The sequence below is a fragment of the Aliiroseovarius sp. Z3 genome (assembly GCF_029105185.1).
Taxonomy (GTDB): Bacteria; Pseudomonadota; Alphaproteobacteria; order Rhodobacterales; family Rhodobacteraceae; genus Aliiroseovarius.
This window is the reverse complement of sequence record NZ_JAFMZK010000005.1, coordinates 129,163-146,382: the sequence shown is the minus strand read 5'-3', so window position 1 is coordinate 146,382 and position 17,220 is coordinate 129,163. Positions and strand designations below refer to the sequence as shown.

General features: G+C 60.8%; 9 protein-coding genes. 1 reads left to right on the top strand and 8 read right to left on the bottom strand.

The window, feature by feature from the left end; all coding sequences use genetic code 11:
- Positions 1 to 5: 5 nt before the first annotated feature.
- The 4 genes from napA to J3R80_RS10740 all read right to left on the bottom strand — a co-directional run bounded on the left by napA (position 6) and on the right by J3R80_RS10740 (position 6,575).
- A complete protein-coding gene (napA, locus tag J3R80_RS10755; RefSeq protein ID WP_275393927.1) occupies positions 6 to 2,501 on the bottom strand; it encodes a nitrate reductase catalytic subunit NapA in 2,496 nt (831 codons plus the stop codon).
- 19 nt (positions 2,502 to 2,520) lie between these two features.
- Positions 2,521 to 2,793, bottom strand: a complete 273-nt coding sequence (locus J3R80_RS10750) for a chaperone NapD (protein ID WP_275393775.1) — start codon at positions 2,791 to 2,793, stop codon at positions 2,521 to 2,523.
- Complete coding sequence (gene napF / locus J3R80_RS10745) at positions 2,787 to 3,305, bottom strand: ferredoxin-type protein NapF (protein ID WP_275393774.1); 519 nt, start codon at positions 3,303 to 3,305, stop codon at positions 2,787 to 2,789. Before napF ends, J3R80_RS10750 begins: the two co-directional genes overlap by 7 nt.
- Positions 3,306 to 3,809: 504 nt before the next feature.
- Positions 3,810 to 6,575, bottom strand: a complete 2,766-nt coding sequence (locus J3R80_RS10740) for a VWA domain-containing protein (RefSeq protein WP_275393773.1) — start codon at positions 6,573 to 6,575, stop codon at positions 3,810 to 3,812.
- A 120-nt stretch (positions 6,576 to 6,695) separates the two neighbouring features.
- Between J3R80_RS10740 and J3R80_RS10735 the strand changes: the two genes are divergently transcribed.
- Positions 6,696 to 6,833: a hypothetical protein gene (locus tag J3R80_RS10735; protein WP_275393772.1), complete on the top strand. Its 138-nt coding sequence runs from the start codon at positions 6,696 to 6,698 to the stop codon at positions 6,831 to 6,833.
- 101 nt (positions 6,834 to 6,934) lie between these two features.
- Here the strand turns inward: J3R80_RS10735 and J3R80_RS10730 are convergent, their stop codons facing one another.
- Genes J3R80_RS10730 through J3R80_RS10715 form a run of 4 tightly spaced genes read right to left on the bottom strand, consistent with a single transcriptional unit; the run spans position 6,935 to position 17,220 of the window.
- Positions 6,935 to 10,303 (bottom strand): hypothetical protein, encoded by a 3,369-nt coding sequence (locus tag J3R80_RS10730; RefSeq protein ID WP_275393771.1) that lies wholly within the window; start codon positions 10,301 to 10,303, stop codon positions 6,935 to 6,937.
- Positions 10,303 to 14,106: a hypothetical protein gene (locus J3R80_RS10725; protein WP_275393770.1), complete on the bottom strand. Its 3,804-nt coding sequence runs from the start codon at positions 14,104 to 14,106 to the stop codon at positions 10,303 to 10,305. Before J3R80_RS10725 ends, J3R80_RS10730 begins: the two co-directional genes overlap by 1 nt.
- On the bottom strand, positions 14,096 to 15,130 hold the full coding sequence (locus tag J3R80_RS10720; RefSeq protein ID WP_275393769.1) for a hypothetical protein: 1,035 nt from the start codon (positions 15,128 to 15,130) through the stop codon (positions 14,096 to 14,098). The genes J3R80_RS10725 and J3R80_RS10720 overlap by 11 nt, the downstream gene beginning before the upstream one ends.
- Positions 15,130 to 17,220, bottom strand: coding sequence for a hypothetical protein (locus tag J3R80_RS10715; protein ID WP_275393768.1), 2,091 nt, complete (start codon positions 17,218 to 17,220; stop codon positions 15,130 to 15,132). The genes J3R80_RS10720 and J3R80_RS10715 overlap by 1 nt, the downstream gene beginning before the upstream one ends.

Sequence of the window (17,220 nt, the reverse complement as noted above, 5' to 3'; positions counted from 1 at the left end):
CGGGCCTAGGCGCGCTCGACCTTACAGGCGCATTTCTTGAAATCGGTTTCCTTGGAAATCGGGCATGTTGCGTCCAGCGTCAGCTTGTTGGTCAACTGTCCTTCGTCGAACCACGGCATGAACACGACACCACGGGGCATCTTGTTCCGGCCACGGGTTTCGACGCGCGACAGAACCTCTCCACGGCGGGTTGAAACCTGAATCTCCTGCCCACGCTTCAGACCACGATCCTTGGCGTCATCCGGGTGCATGAACACCACGGCCGACGGGAACGAGCGGTGAAGCTCGGGCACGCGGCGCGTCATCGAGCCCGAGTGCCAGTGTTCCAATACACGACCGGTCACGAACCAGAGGTTGTATTCCTCGTCCGGTTCTTCGGCGGCGGGTTCGTAGGGCGCAAAGATGATGAAGGCTTTACCATCAGGCTTGCCATAGAACCTCACACCCTCGCCTTCTTTCACGTAAGGGTCATAGCCTTCGCGGAAGCGGTAAAGCGTTTCCTTGCCGTCTACCACCGGCCAGCGCAAACCGCGCGCCTGGTGGTAGGTGTCGAAATCCGCCAAGTCGTGAGCATGGCCGCGACCAAATTCGGCATATTCTTCGAACAGACCTTTCTGCACGTAGAAACCAAAATGATCGCTTTCGTGGTTGTCGAACCCTTCGGCCACTTCCGAGACGGGGAATTTGTTAACCTTGCCATTCTCGTAAAGCACCTCGAACAAAGTCTTGCCTTTCAGCTCGGGCATGGTGTCCAGAAGCTCGGCGGGCCATACCTCGTCCGTGGTGAAGCGTTTCGAGAATTCCATCACCTGCCAGACATCCGATTTTGCCTCGCCAGGGGCAGATACCTGCTGGCGCCAGAACTGGGTGCGGCGTTCTGCGTTGCCGTAGGCGCCCTCCTTCTCGACCCACATCGCGGTGGGCAGGATCAGGTCAGCCGACAGGGCAGTGACGGTCGGATAGGGATCGGACACGGTGATGAAGTTGTCAGGGTTGCGATAGCCCGGCAGACCTTCTTCATTCATGTTCGGTGCGGCCTGCATGTTGTTGGTGCACTGCACCCAATGGCAGTTCAGATCGCCATCTTTCAGCTTGCGGTGCATCAATACGGCGTGGAAGCCCGGCTTACCGGGAATGGTGCCTTTCGGGATGCCCCATGCGGTTTCGCAAATGTCGCGATGCGCTTCGTTTGCGACCACCATGTCGGCGGGCAGACGGTGGGCAAAGGTGCCAACCTCGCGTGCCGTGCCACAGGCGGACGGTTGTCCTGTCAGCGAGAAGGGTGAGTTGCCGGGCTCCGAAATCTTGCCGACCAACAGGTGCACGTTATACATGAGCGAGTTCACCCACGACCCGCGTGTGTGCTGGTTGAACCCCATGGTCCACAAGCTCATCACCTTGCGGTTGGGGTCTGCATATTGCTGCGCCAGACGTTCCAGAGAAGCCACCGGCACACCCGACAGCTCGGACACATATTCGGCGGTGTAAGGGGCCACGGCTTCCTTGTATTCTTCGAACGTCATGTCCGAAAGCTTGCCATGTGCCCCATCATGGGCTGGATTCTCTGCGGCTTGTTCCAGAGCGTGCTCGGGACGCAGCCCGTAACCGATATCGGTATTGGTGCGCTTGAAGTGAGTGTTCTTCTCGACGAAGTCCCAGTTCACCGCATCATTCTGGATGATGTAGTTGGCGATGTAGTTCAGGATCGCAAGGTCGGTTTGCGGCGTGAAGATCATGCCGTTGTCGGCCAGTTCGAACGAGCGGTGTTCGAAGGTGGACAGCACATGCACCTCGGCCCCCGGTTTGGTCAGGCGGGTGTCGGTCAGACGCGACCACAGGATCGGGTGCATCTCGGCCATGTTCGACCCCCACAGCACGAAGGTATCCGCGTGCTCAAGGTCGTCATAGCAGCCCATCGGCTCGTCGATGCCGAAGGTGCGAATGAAACCTGCTACGGCAGACGCCATGCAATGCCGCGCGTTCGGGTCGATGTTGTTTGACCGGAACCCGGCCTTCATCAGCTTGGCGGCGGCATAGCCTTCCCAAACGGTCCACTGGCCAGAACCGAACATGGACACGGCAGTCGGGCCTTTTTCCTTGATCGTGGCTTTCCACTTCTCGGCCATCACGTCGAAGGCTTCATCCCAGCTGACCGGCTCAAAGTCGCCATTCTTGTCGTAGACTCCGTTTGTCTTGCGCAGAAGCGGCGTGGTCAGACGGTCGGCGCCATACATGATTTTGGACAGGAAATACCCCTTGATGCAGTTCAGCCCGCGGTTCACCGGAGCCTCCGGGTCGCCTTGCGTGGCTACGACGCGGCCATCCTTGACGCCCACAAGCACCGAGCAGCCCGTGCCACAGAAGCGGCATGCGGCCTTGTCCCAACGAATGTCGGGGCTTTTCGGTTGCGCAAGTGCCCCATTGGGAAGGGTGATGCCGGCGGCCGAAGCGGTCGCGGCGGCGGCGCTGGCCTTTAGAAAGGATCGGCGGGATGAAGTCATGGACATGTTAGGTCTCCCGTTATTGGTGTTTGGTTGTCGAGGCTGCGGCAGGTTCGCCATCGAGCTCTTCGAAATGGTGATACGTCAGGGTTATCGTCAAAACGCCGGGGATCTGGTGCATCTCCATGATCTGGTCGGATGCACGCATGTCTGGCGTGTCTTCAACGGTCACGACGATGCGACCGTCTTCGTGGGCATGCACTTCACCACCTTGGGTGGCGCCAATGGCCGATATGACCTGAGCGGTCATTTCCGGCATTGTATGCACAAGGCATCCGCAAATATTCAGCATGCGCGGGCCTCCGTTTCTGGTTTGATTTTCTTGAACGAGATGGCACCAACGGGGCAGGCCATCGAACAGCCGCCGCAACCATTGCACAGGTCTTCGTCCAACATCGGTTGGGCGCGACCGCCCGTTTGCAGTTGAAACCTGATGGCGCGCTGATCACAGTGATCTTCGCATGTGCGGCAATTAACGCCGTTCATCGACAGACAACTGTTGCCAACATTCCCACGCCACAGCCATTCGTTGTCCGGTGATAGCGCGCCAAAGTCGCAGGCATCCGTACAGGCATGGCAGAAGGTGCATGCACCAGCGTTGAAATCGAGAAACGGGCGCTCGCCCGCATCTTTCATGATGATACCTTCGGGGCAGGCCGCAGCACATTCGCCGCACTGGGTGCAGGCGTCGTAAAACTCTGCCTCCGAACCTGCACCAGGAGGGCGCTGGCGCGGAACCTCCTGAACTTTGCCTTTCAAAAAGGCACGCCTGGTGGGGGATGCAGACATATCAACCGCTCGCAATTTGCTGGCTTTGGATTCCTGTTTAGACTTGGCAAGGGTGCGACTTATTGACTTGGATCAAGGAATTCGACGATTTGCCCATGCCTTCGCTTGACAGAAAAATTCATTAATTTGAATGCGTTGCGGGATAGAGCAGTTATATCGCTGTTTTAAAACAACCTTTTACTGGTTGTCGAAAATCAGCAGGTCGCGCACGACAGATACTGAACAATGAACTTTTTTCTGCGGCCCACCTTGTCGTTAAGCCAGTTGCAGATTGAAGGCGTCAGGAACCGAGTCTTGGACGGCGCGCGGCTCTGCACGCGGCTCATCGAAGCAGCAAGCCGTCTAGACGCGATTCAAGCCTGTCCTGAGGGGGAAATGAAACTCGCCTCGAACCCACCGCCCTTCCCGTCAGGCAATGATTTCAACACCGTCACCACACGCTGGGCACGGGTTGCCTGTTTCTGGTAGCTGCGGCCTGAACCACGCTTCACACGCCGCCTCCGGTATGGCCTTTTGGCTTCAGTTCACGGTGAGAGGGCGTCTTCCGATTGATGTCTGGCCCTGACCAGACAGGTAATGCAGCATGTAATCGCCCGGCTCATCGGGTAATTGTAGCACTGCCGGATTACCAGTGGCCGTCGCCACCGAGGCTTCGACGGCATCTGACCCGATCTTCTTGAGAGCAATCAGATCGCCCTCACCCTCCGGCCCGACCCAGAAAACCTCGATCTGCGCGCCGGCCGTGCCGCTGTCTGCGGCCTCAAGAACAGCCTCTTCGGTAACTGCCGCGCTGGCCTCGACGACTTTCAACATACGGCGCGCCAATACCTTTTTCGGGTTTCCGTGGGCAACATAGCGGATCAGATAAGTCCCGGTTTCAACCGGAACCTTCAGTCGAACCGGATTACTGCGGCTCGCATACTGATAATGCAGGTATTCGCCCGGTTCTGACCCAATGGCCGCCACCGAAACATAATCGTTCTTGTTGGCCGGTCCGACGAAGGACACATCAACCTCTGTGCCCAAAACCGCCGTTTCTGGCGCATCGAGCGCCACAGTGGCAGCCACGATGCTAACATCCCGCGTGGCAAGAATACGCTGCGGGTTGCCTTGCGCGATGTATCGCAGCTGATACGTGCCGGGTTCAAGCGGCAGTTTGATCTTCGATGGATTGCCACGGCTGGTATAGGCGTAAGACGTATACTTGTTGACCGGCTGATCCGGTGCCGCCACCGAGACATAGTCGTTCTTGTTGTCCGGCCCTTCCCACGTGACATCTATTGTCGCCCCAGCTTCAGCAGTATCGGCAGCATCAAGCGCAACCTGAGCCGCAACGATGGTGATCTCGCGCGTGGCCAACACCTTCGCTGGATTGCCATGGGCGATATAGCGAAGGTCGTAAGTGCCGGGTTCAAGCGGCATCTTGACCGATGCCGGATTGCCCCGCTGGGTATAAGCATAGGCGACGTATTTGTTTGGTGGCTGGTCGGCTGATGCCACCGAGATGTAGTCGTTTTTGTTGTCTGGTCCATCCCACGTGACATCAACCTGCGACCCGGCAACCGCTTCCGTCTGTGCCTCAAGCGTGACCCGCGCCGCAATAACGGTGATGGGTCGGGCCGCGATGATCTTGGCAGGGTTGCCATGAGCGACATAGCGCAGCTCGTAGGTGCCGGGATCAAGCGGCATCGTTACAGACACGGGATTGCCCCGGTTCGCATAGGCATAGTTGACATATTTGTTGGGGTTTTGATCAGGTGCCGCAACCGAGATATAGTCATTCTTGTTGTCCGGCCCTACCCATTCGACGTCCACAGCAGCCCCGGCAACCACTTCCTCCGGGGCGGTCAGCGATGCAGTCACGGCCAGAACATTCACGGTCCGGCGGGCCAATACCCGCGGCGGATTTCCTTGGGCGACATAACGAAGCTCATAGGTGCCCGGCTCGATCGGGCTTGTGACCTCGGCAGGATTGCCACGATTGGTATAGGCATAGTTTTCGTATGCATTGTCATCGGCGTCAGGTGCCGTGATCGCGATATAGTCGTTCTTGTATCCCGGCCCATCCCATCCGACATCAAGCACTGCCCCGGCCCCGATTTCTTCAACGGCGTCCAGTGTGACGGTCAGGTCTGTGACGACCATGGGGCGGGTGGCAGTGACCTCGGGTTTGCCTGTGCCACTGCGGATGTATCGTAGTTCATAAGTGCCGGGTGTCAGCGGCATTGTCAGGGGCAAGGGATTGCCCTTCGAGATATAGGTATAGTTGCGGTAGGTGCCGGGGTCTGCGTCCGGCGGCACGATCGTCACGTAGTCATTCTTGCCGATCTCGGCATCCCAAGTGACCTCGATCGTCGATCCGATGGGGGCAGTATCGACTGCTTCAAGTGACGCGTGATAGGCGATCTCTGGCAATACAAGCGTGACCATTTTGGCCTGCCCGGACACCTTGAATTCTGCTTCGGCGGTCGCTTCATCTTCAAGCCGCAGAACGGAAACGGCGTAGTCTCCTGGCAGCAGGTCAAGTTGTGTGGTGCCGGTCGGTGCTGTCTGATCGCCTGTGCCTTCAGGTGTAAATCCCCAGACCAAGCCGTCACCGATCACCGGACCGCCTTTGCCCAGAGTTGCCCGGAACGAAATGGTCACCGGCTCGGGCTGGGGTTCGGGAGCCGAGGCAACTTCGACCAGCGCGGCCCCAAGCTCTCGTGCATCGGCGGCCGACCGGAACGTGCCGCCGGTTTCTGCTGCCAGACATTGCATCTGCGCCATGGCTTCCGGGTCATTGATGTCAAAACCGATCACGTGGGCGGTGAAATCCACGCCTGCTTCCTCAAGCGCGCGGGCGGCGGCACACGGGTCCGGGTTACAGGTTTCGATCCCGTCCGAGACAAGAATCACGGTCGCTTTTTCCTCGGTATAGCGAAGGGATTGAGCGGCAGCGATGACCGCATCGGTCATAGGGGTCTTCCCCTTGGGTTTGATGGCATTCACAGCGGTTGATATTGCCGCTTTGGTTTCGGATCCCGGTGCCACCAGCGTTTCGATGTCCGAGCAATCGCCTTTGCGGCGATGTCCATACACCGTCAAACCAAGGGCCTGATCCGTTGGAAGCGTTTGCAAAAGATCGTCGATCACATCCTGCGCGATGGTGATCTTGGCGGTCCCGTCAATCTGCCCCCACATCGACCCGGACCCATCCAGAACAAGCACGGTCGAGGCACGATCCTGTGCCATTGCTGGAAGCGCAAGACCAACACACAGGAATAAAGCAGTAAGATAACGCATGACGACCCCCCGACCAATTTCCTAACAGGATGCAGATTTCGGAAGAAATTTCCAGTCAGCAGCGCTGTTCAACTATCATTCACAGCCGCGGAAACCTTTCCGCACCGGGCGACAACGATCATGACACCGACCATCGCGGCCACGGTCTTGTTTGAAATCACCGGCTCACTTGCCACATTGTTGGCGCTGCAGCGTATGGAGCGTGCGCAGGGATACAACGTGACGGATTGTTTGGCCGATATGGTGCTTGCGGCCTGATTGATCCAATCGTTCCAGTCCGTTGCAATTGCGTTTAAGAACGCCGAGCTCGATAGCCAAGTGACAAACGAGTGTAAGCGCGGGTCCAAAAAGAACCGCCATCAACTGCGGCGGCGGAACCTTCGGGCCGCGACGTGGCGGCTTCGTCGGATAAGCATGGCCAAATTATTGCGATTGAGTTGAACAAGGGTCACCGGATCGCGTGTCGATCCTGCAATGGCGACCAGCAATTCGTCATCGGTTCCCGAGGCATCCGTCACCGGATGAGAGAGATCGGCCGAAAACTCCACCGCGCGTGGGACACGGGCTTCAATCGGATCGCTCAGGTTCCGACGTGGCGCACCCGGTTCGGCCAAATCCCAGCCAGCGGGAGGCGTGCTTGAAGACCCATCCATCAAAGCCAGGACCGCCTGTCGCCAGGGTGTATCAATCGCCACCGTTGTCAGATCAGCAGGCGCGTTCGCAAGACGTAACAGGACAACCGTCACCTGATTGCCCGCCAGCGCATCTGTATCCCGGTGATGCACCATAACAAATGCCGGATAAGTGCCGGGGGGACGACGAAGCGGGATCATGGTCGGGTGGCGATACAGCTCGGTCCGATCGTAAAGCTGCGCTTCGTTGGGCAGAACGCCAGAACCCCATGGCGGTGGACCGGCCGAGCCATGCACGTAGATATCGGGACTCATATCCAGCGTGAACGTCGCAGGCGGGGTGGTGGTGCTTAACGGATCAATCGGTGCGGCATCAATATCGGCCTGCCGCGTATCAAGATTTGTGACCCGCAGATAGGTGTTGCCAACGGATGTCGGCGTGTCCGAGATGTTCAGCTCCCACATTCCCCGGCTTTCAAGCGCAGCGCGCAAAAGCCTCAGATCGCCCTCGCGGAAAATCACCAGATCCTGCACGATCGCCTGTGGCAACCCGTTGATTTCTCCGGTCCATGTCCAGCTTGGCGTGGTGCCCGAAAAGCTCAGCACCCCGCGCCAAACGCCCGCGCTGCCGCCGACAAAAACGATATTCGGATCGTCAGGATGGACAACAACGGCAAACTGCGGTGCCTTGGTGCCCGAGGTCCCGGCCACCGGATCAAGACCCTGATTGCGCAATCCGGTCGGGTGCCATGTCTCTTCGCCATCGAACCACCACAGCGTGTCCATCCGGTCGGCTTCGCCCACCGCGCCGGTATCCGTCATTTTCGATTTGGAGGTTGTGGTCACATAGAACGAGCCATGACTGCCGCGCGTCCGGTCGTGGGGAAAAACATCGGTCCATTTGCCGATATAGGGCAGTTTCTGCGACGGGCCTGTCTCGATATCCTCATTCTTGCGAATGCGGTCCTTCATCTTCCTCTCGGTGAAGCGGTGGCGGGTCCATTCGTCCTCGTCCGCCGCATAGCTGTATTGGAAGATATTCTTGTTGGTCAAAACCAGAAGCCGCGCGCCGTCAAAGTCGTTGGTGGCGTCGCCACGTTGCGCCCAGCGAAGCGTTACCGCCATTTCGTTATCGCCAAACTTGTCCTGCCCATCGTTTTCCGATCCGGGTGTGCGGGCGTCCTCGCCTTTCGGCAGGGTCATCCAGGTGTTGTCCGCATTTTCCGGGTTCCAGTCAGGCGAAAACCAGACCCGTGTCGTTCCAATGGCAATGCGGGTTTCATCCGCCTCACCTGCCACGGCAGCAATCCCGCTGTAGAAAAGAGAGGCATCGTCTTCCTTGGTTTCGCTTTCAGGGGGCGACGAGCCCGCCCCAACATTGGTGCGAAAGACGGGCCGCGTGAACCGTCCTCCGTTCTCACGCCACGTGGCTTTGATATATTGGCCCAAATAATAGGCAGAATTGGATGTGTGATACGCAACACCACCGCCATCACCCTTGCGCCACAGCCGCCACAGCGTCCCACCGACCCGTTCGATCCGGCCATTGTCTTGTGTGCCTGCAATCAGCGCACCGGGCAATTCGGGGTGACAGGCCAGAAAGCCGGGTTCCGAGATCGCAAGCCCGTAATTCAACGACACCATCCCGGCACCGCGATCCACGAAAACCCCGCCATCGCAGCCAATCCAGACTTCGCCAGCGATCGGCCGGATGGCGTGAACATCGGCATGGGCCATGTTGCCGAAAAAGGTGGGATCGGTCTGGGCCGCAAGGTTGTTTGCGGTGTTGAAATCGGTGCTAAAGTCATTCGCCGCATGGGTGCCGCTGACGGTCAGCCGGTGCATATTGGCGTTCGAGACATTGCTGACCCGGATCGTCGACCCGGCCACATAGACGATGTTTTCATTGGTTGGATCGACCGCGACCGAATTGTTGTGATGCGACGAATTGCCGTCCACCTTCACGGTCGTGCCATCCATCTTTGGCTTGCCAAAAAGGCCCGGCGGGACGTCGTCGACCACACGGGCCGGGCCGGTGCCTTCGATCCGCCACAGCCGCGCCCGATTGTGCGCCCCGGTGCCAAGCACATAGACCACTTCGGGGTTGGAGGGCGCGACCGCCAGACTCAGCCGCGCCGTGCGCCGAACGCCGTTCAGAGTGATCTTGCTGTAATTGCTATCTGGTCCGCCTTCGGTGACATACACCGCCGTTTTGCCGCTTTCATTATGCGTCAGAGCGGCATAGATGCGTTTCGGGGTCGCATTGGTCCACAGCACGTCTGAGACATGGGGCCAGGTATCTGCATCAAAGTTAAAGGGCGCACGCTCGATCCGGGTCCAGGCGGCATCCGCCACAAAGGGACCATCACGAAAGTAAAGCCCGGAAGAGGCCGCCGCGATCATCACGTTGCTGCCCGTTGGATCAAAAGACAACGGCACACCCGGCTCGTGGGTCAGCCGGAAAATCCCCGCTCCGCGCATCGCCGTCCCTTCGCGCAGCCACGGGATCGACCCCACGCTTCCCAGCGCGCTGGACAGCGCGCCGTCAAGCCGCAATATCCCGATGCCCGCGTGATCATCCGCGTGGGTGCGCCCTATGACGGCCTTCAGCTCGCCCGTCGCCGCATAGACAACGTCGTCATCCGGTGTCGCGCCGAACTCGACATCCAGCGCGCCGATGGTCAGGGATTGCACACGTCCACCGGTGCCCGAAGCCGCGCTGGGGTTTACCCCCCAACTGCCAAGCGGCGACCAGCTTTGTCCGGCATCCAGCGTCACCCAAACCCCGCCATTGGCCGCCCCCGCATAGGCACGACTGCCATCCGGCGCAACCTTCAGATCACGCACTCGCCCAGCCACCACCGGGTTGCCAGTCGCCTGCCCGTTGATCATGCCTGTCGGTCCGATCGGGATCCAGCGATTGGCGTCGGTGAAGGCGCCAAGGTCTTCCAGAACGCGCAGGTAATCCGCCCGACTGCCAAAGATCTCATCAAACAAGCCCTCTGGGGCGTGAATGTCTGTAAAGGCGTTGAAATCATGACGCTGGGCGGCAAAATCAATGCCAGCACGTCCACGGCCAGGCCAGTTGTATCGCATCAGCTTCCCTCCCCTTCCGTGCCGGGGATGGGCGCGGTTGCAATGCGCACATATCCCTCTTCAATCGCGGCGGGCGCATCTGGCAGTATCGCGGCTTGGGTGGCGGCCAGAATGGGGTCATCCTTCCACAAAAAGGGCGTGTCGCGTCGCGTCCAGATCTGATCCTCTCCGAAACTGGCGATCTTCGGCAGGCGCACCTTGTCGGGGTCGATCAACACCGGACCGATCCGGGCCGAGGGCGCCATCCGGCCAAGCCCGGCATCCACCCAATCCCGCGCCAGTTGCAAGGACTTGCGCGGCAGAATGCCCGAGGTCAGATGCACCTTGCCCGCAGGGTGCATCAGGATCGTCAGGCGGATCACCTCGCCCAGATGAATGGGAAATTCGTCCTCGCCCACCAGATAGGGGTGGTCGATCGGGTCCGGCTGGGGAATGCGCGCACCCCCAAGGGCGGCGAAATGCCCGCGCCGCCGCCCGCTTTCCAAGGCGCGGGTCTTGACGATCTTGTCGACCACGTGAAAGCGCCGGTAGTCGTCATTGATGAAATAACCATAGACCCCGTCATCATCACGGGTGAATTCCCCAAGGCGCGCGCGGAATGCGCGGTCGGCCAGATCGTCATAGACCGCCTTGCGCGCGGCGCGGGCACCGGGGGCGGACAGGTCCAGAAGGTCAAGATCATCGTAAATCTGCATCCTGATCGTCGCCCGCACCACCGCCATCGGACGCCCCACCAGCCCCGCAATATGCGGCGTTCCGAGCGAGGCGAACGTGTCGATCGACCAAAGAGTCGTATCAACCGCGCGCAGGAAGGCCGACAACGCGGTTTCCCGCTTTGCGCTTAGTGCCGTGCCGCCTCGCGTGCGTGCGTCCGCCTCGATCATCGCGGCGGCAAAACGACCCAATGGCTGAGCAGAGGGCGGCAGATCATATAGCGGCCCGGCATCTGCCGGCCCTTCCCGGCCCGGCGCGATTTCCCAGACGACACCACCGCCAATGGGTTCGTGCTGCAACTGTCCCAAGGGGTTGCCCGCGACGTCGAAGACCTCCAATGCTTCGTCGATCAGGTCAGGCAGCAGGAAACCCGCGACCGGATTGACCATCAGGTCGGGGCGTTCCTGGTTGATCGTCGCTTCGCGCGGCAGCGCGGCCCCATCGGCGGGGTCAGCCAGCCGGAACGCGATCCGTGCGGGCCGCGTCAGGCGGGGCGGCAGTTCCAGCCCTGCCCCCGGCGCAATCAGGGCCGCGGGATGCACTACCTTGCCCGGTTCAAGATCCAGAACCCGGCCAAAGGCATCGACCAGCCGCGCCGCCCTGACCCGCATCCGGCCCGAGAACAGAAGCTGCGGCAGGTCAGTCGGCGCGATCTTTTCATCTGGCGCCTCAACCTGCCCGTCCGGTGCCTCGGGCAGACCCAGCAAAGCCTCGTGAACCCCGCTCAGCGTCGCCGAGATCACATCCGCATTCGTCAGGTGCTTATAGACCGCCCGAACCTCTTTTTCGCCGTCTTCATCAAGCTGGCCTTCGTCCTCGGCATCGCGCAGGTCTTCGGCAATCATCCAGTTCGTCACAGTGGCCGTCAGGCTTTCGGCGGCACCATTATTGATTGGGCTGCGGCCCGACATGACCCGCGTGGCACCGCCCGGCGGCGGGGTAGCATCGTAATCGACCTGCCCCAGCGCCCAGCCGGTCAGCCGGTCTGTCAGATCCAGTTCGACCTCCCATTCCAGCCAGATCGGCGACCAGGGCTGCGCCCAAACGGTGACACCCAAGGGTGCGGCATCCACCCCATCCAGCAGCGAATGGCGGCGCAGCTGATCGCCCAGGGCGGCCTCCATCGGGCCAGGCACGGATGCCTCGCCGCGCTTTGCCTGCACGGTGAACCCCGGCACGGTGCCGTCATAGACACCATCGCGCGAATAGCGCAGCGCCACCTCGCCCCGCAGCCGCGCGGCCAGAACGCTTTGCGGAAACGGGCTTGTGGGTGCGGCCTGCTGGGCCAGCCAAGGTGTGGTGAACGGGTCGGTGATTACCGCGTTCTGGGCCAGCCGAACCACCTCATCGGGCAGCGCCCCATGGGGGAAGGGCTCCAAATGCTGACGGCCCGAGATACCGCCGGGAATGACAATCGGGATCTGGCTGGGCCAACGGCAGGTCAGTGTCCCGTCGGGCGAGGCCACGCCGTCCTCCTGATGGCGGCGCGAGCGTTTTGCGTCGCGGATCGCCACAACGGGTTCCAACGCCCGGAAATAACGCGGGCCGGGGCGGCGCACACTGCGCACTTTCGGTTCGGCCTGCGGGCGGCCTTCACGTTCGAAATAATTCGAAGTGAAGCCGAGATGCTCGGGCACCACGCCGACAACGCCGGGTTTCGTTGCGGACCATGTAAGATCAGTGGCGAGGGTACGCTCGGTTTGTTGACGTTCGGTGGTTCCCGCGCGATTGCGTGCCGCGCGCCCTGCGATCAGGTTTTCCGGCCCACCGCGATCAATGATCTTTTCTATGGAATAGTCCCGCCCGCGTTCAGCCTCGAACCGGGCGGCATGTTCGCGCTCTTCGATCTCGACAGCGCCATTTCTTTCGCCCAGTTTCGCAACCTGATCATTGGTCAACGCTGCGATCAGGCGCTCGGTCTCGGCGCGCGCATCAAGATCATCACCCTCCATCGCGGCGGCAGTCAGTGCGGCAATGCTGTCTTCGACCTGCGGGCCAAGTGCTGCACGAACCCTTCGGGGGTCCGGGCGTTGGTCGGCGGGCACCCGACCTGCCACCGGCACGCCGTGAACGATCCCGTTCAGCAACGTGGAATAGATGTGTTTTGGTTCTACTGCGACGAACCGCCCGCCTTCGGGCAGAAACACCTCGGCCCCCTGAGCGCCTGACAATGCAGTTGAGCTTGCCAGCGAACCGGTATCTATCAGCGCGAACCGGCTTGCGCTTTCGACACCAAAAGTCGCCAGCTCTGCCTGATACAGCATCGCCTGTTCTGTTACTGCGGTCTGCCCACTGGTGTCAGCGTTGACCCGCCAGCCCAGTTCCTCGGTCACACTGGCAAAGCCCGACGCGGTGCGCGCCGCATCCAACGGGTCTTCTGCCGCACGGCTCCACCATCCGGCGATCAGATAGGTTGCCACATCACTGAACACACCTTGCGACGCGACCTCGGCAATATCGGTCAACGGATCGTGAAAGGCGAAACGATTGAGCGTCGCGTCATAGCTGGCGGTCCAGGCAAGACTGCCACCAGCTCCGGCATTCAAATCCCGACCCTTAAGCGTCTTTCCCGTCGGGGCGCTTCCTTCTGGGGTATCTTCCTTCCAGTCCTTCAAAGCAATGACGCGTGTTGTATCGGCTTCGATCACCCAACCCGTCACCGCCATCCGCTCGGCCCCTTCTGGGGCCAGAAGTCTCATCACCAGCCAACGGTTCGGAAGGGGCGCAAGGCCCAGACCATCCCCTTCAACATCCTGCATCTCGCCATTCATCACCGCGTCGGGCATCGCCCAATGCAGATGCACCCCCGAGGGGCGCGACGCACCGGGGGCAAGCGGCGCGGGCGATGGTTCCGGCGGATCGCCATCCGGAGTGGAAATGGCACCCGGCAACCGCACAAACGCTTCGGTCGATCCCTCTTCGACATAAAGCGCCTGCACATCAATCGGGACGATCAGGCGCGGCTTGCGAATGATCTTCGGATCCCAGGTTGCGAAATCATCCACCCCAAGCCCGGTGCGCGCAATCACCGACCAACGAGGCGACGTGATCGCGGTGTTCAGAAATTGCGGGTCAAGTTCAATCGGCATCGAACACCCTTTCAAAATCGGTCGTTAGCGCCCCCACCTCTTTCGACAAGGTCGGGCGGAATACAGCTGCAATATCGAAATCCGATGTCACCTGCGGATCGCCAAAGACCTGTCGATAGGGGAAACGGATCATCTGCAAGGCAAACTCGGCACCATCCAGCGTGGACCCCATGCCTAGGCTATCATCGTCAAGAAACGCACGGCCCGTGTTGGCAAGATCCAGCACACCGGGGCTACCGGGTCGGAAACGCACAGGAAGGCGCTTGGCCTCGGCCATGGTTTCAACCTCGGCACCGTTTTCGTCGACGTAATTGGCTGTTTGCACATTGCGCGCCGGGATCGACGCAGAATAGGTGTTGGACGCCGTCTCGGTCAGGGAAACCCCGAATTGCAGCCCGCGCTTGGGCTCTTCGATGTGCACGACCTCGGGCATCCCGTCGAACAGCGCCAGCATCACCGCAGGGGCTAGCCGTTCCAGCCGCAGAAGCTTCAACCGGTCGGGGTGGGATTCGGGCAATATCTCTTCGTCATTGCCATCTGGTTCACGCGCATAGGCCCGCACATGCAGGCCCGGCCAGCCCGACACGGCGCGCGACCGCAGCAGGAAACCGGTCATTAACCCCGCGCGACCAGCCTGACGTTCTTCGCCGCCCGGCAGACGCACAAGGCGTTCTTCGCTGTCGATCTCATCTTCGATCGCGCCATACAGCCGGTCAAGCTGTGCGCGGTCCCCCGTGTTGACCGTGCCAACGGACAATGCGCCTTGGGTCAGCGCATCGGTCCAGCCCCGATCGACATAGAAAAATCGTATAGATTCAATGGGAAGCAGCGCACTGTCTGCCACGATGTTGGAAAACGGCACACCTTCCAGAAGCCGCAGGCGCGCCAGGAACTGCCGAACCTCGCGTGGTGTGATCTTGTCGTCATCTGTGAAGTCATCGACATCCGTTGCCGCCAGAACGCCGTCGATGGCGGCAACGGCTTCGTTCATTACGACTTCGGCAGTCAAAGTTGCTTTGGCCATTAGTCCAACTCCTTCTTGCGACGTTCGGTCTGGCGCTGGATCAGCACATCCAAGGCGTCTTGGTCTTGTTCCGACGACCGTCGCAGGTCGCGCTCGGGCTGCGCCGCGCCTTGGGTCAGCACGCTGCGCAAGGACTCGTCCAGCCCGGCATCCAGTGCCTGCATGATCGCGGGGTCGAGTGTCTCGGCCGAAGCACCTCTGGCAACCGCAACGCGGTCCAGAACCGCCGGGTCGTGCAGTCGCTGGGCTTCGGTCAGCACCTGTCGATCAATCTCCAACCCATTGGCCAGATCAGTGATCGGATTTGCGGCCAGATGATCAATGGGGCGACCGGGGTCGGCAATCGGACGAGCATCCCCGAAATTGGCGACAAGATCGGCTGACGCGACCTTCAGAAACCGCCTGCCAACCTCGCGCGCGACACCCTGGTTCAAGCTCAGATCAAGCATTCCAGCGAACTGACCGAACTTGCCCAGATTACCGTTCAGAAGCCGCGCACGTTCGGCCCCAAACTGTTCGCGCCGCCAACGCATCAGGCCCGCCACGAAGGAGGGTTGCGACAGCGCCAGAAGGCGCCCGATCTCAAACGCGATGGCAAGCGAAAGGTCTTCACGGCCATCCGGAATGGTCAGGCGCAACTGGTCCGAGACATGGGCCAGCACCGGCAGGTCGCCTTCATGATGGCGCCTGCGCGTGGCAAAGGGCACGAAGGGGCCACGGAACCACGCGCGGCGATCTTCGCCTTCGCGGGTTTTATGCGCCAACCCGACATGGCCGGTCCCGGTGACTTCGGGTGGCACACGCGGCTTGTCTGCGGGCGGTGGCGCATCGCCCCCGACCGGCGGCAAACATTCGGGCCGAGGGGGTTCGGCGTCCGGTCCGGGCAAGGTGCCTAGGAGCCCTACGTCGAGTTCCTGCATGATCGTATCAAGCGACCCGGCACCGGTGCAGGTGAAACTCCAGTGTGCAAGCACCGGGAAACGATATGTTTTCTCCAGCACATAGGCCTCGAACGGAATGCGGAAACCTGCTTTCATCGCGTCGCGCACCGCGAAGGCAACATCCTCTGAATTGGACGAGCTGGCGATGTCCGAAATACGCGCTGTCGTGGCACCGGACGCCCATTCCGCTGCCCGGCTCGAAGTCGCGGCTGTTGCACGTGTCGGGTTTCCCGCATTTACCCGCGCCGTTGTGCCGCCCAAGACTGCGCGGGTTCCCGGCCCGCTGCGGGGGACTTCGCCGCCAGCGAAGGGCGATGCAAAAACGGTGTCGACTTCGGCACCCATGAAGCGCAAATCCGGATCGACCGGCTGGGATGGCGTGACTGCGGCGGCGTTGAACACAAACTGTGTTGCCAGAAATGTGTTGATCGGCGGGGTCGGCGCGGGCAGTGCGTCAAGCTGACCTTCAAGGTTCAAAAGGCATGCCATATAGCGCACGGGTTTGCACGCCACCCGGTCGAATTGGGGCAGACGATTGGCCAGGACCACTGCCATGAACCCGTCATCATCCCCCAGCGCATTTTCCGTGTCGGCCAGGCTGACCTCGCGCACATGGGCCAGAAGGCGCAGATCCTCGACCGTGGGGAAAACCTTGCGCACCACCGTTTCCGGCACCGCCAGATACAGCCCTTTGACCACGTCGGACGGCCCGGTCATCGGAACGCCCGGCGTCACGCAATCAGCAATCGGGGTTTCGACCGAAATCTCGCCTTCCCCTTCCGCGATCACCACCAGCGCCAGCCATGGCGTGTTGCGATCTGCGGCTTCTTCGGGGGCGTGGGGCACATCCGGGTCGCCGGGGCGCAGCGGGCGGCGTTCCCACGGCATCGTCCGGCGCTTGATGACGATCTGCGGCAGGCGGCTTTCATATGCCCCTTCGGAATTCGCGGGCGGAAAGGTCGACAATATCTGATCGGGTGGCAGCTTGAACCGGGGCGAGGTGATGCGCACCCGGCTTGATTGGGTCTCGACATTCAGGCCGGACACGTCGGGCGAGTCGAGCGTGTGGCGGGCAACCAGATCGTAATCCCCGGCTTCAAGCGGGGGAACGAACCCGTCATAAAGCACGAATTTTCCAACCGCGACCAT

What these genes read in the sequence shown, in the direction of transcription:
- napA (WP_275393927.1), bottom strand. Translation starts at nt 2,501, where the DNA reads ATGACTTCATCCCGCCGATCCTTTCTAAAGGCCAGCGCCGCCGCCGCG.
- J3R80_RS10750 (WP_275393775.1), bottom strand. Translation starts at nt 2,793, where the DNA reads ATGCTGAATATTTGCGGATGCCTTGTGCATACAATGCCGGAAATGACC.
- J3R80_RS10740 (WP_275393773.1), bottom strand. Translation starts at nt 6,575, where the DNA reads ATGCGTTATCTTACTGCTTTATTCCTGTGTGTTGGTCTTGCGCTTCCA.
- J3R80_RS10735 (WP_275393772.1), top strand. Translation starts at nt 6,696, where the DNA reads ATGACACCGACCATCGCGGCCACGGTCTTGTTTGAAATCACCGGCTCA.
- J3R80_RS10730 (WP_275393771.1), bottom strand. Translation starts at nt 10,303, where the DNA reads ATGCGATACAACTGGCCTGGCCGTGGACGTGCTGGCATTGATTTTGCC.
- J3R80_RS10725 (WP_275393770.1), bottom strand. Translation starts at nt 14,106, where the DNA reads ATGCCGATTGAACTTGACCCGCAATTTCTGAACACCGCGATCACGTCG.
- J3R80_RS10720 (WP_275393769.1), bottom strand. Translation starts at nt 15,130, where the DNA reads ATGGCCAAAGCAACTTTGACTGCCGAAGTCGTAATGAACGAAGCCGTT.
- J3R80_RS10715 (WP_275393768.1), bottom strand. Translation starts at nt 17,220, where the DNA reads ATGGTCGCGGTTGGAAAATTCGTGCTTTATGACGGGTTCGTTCCCCCG.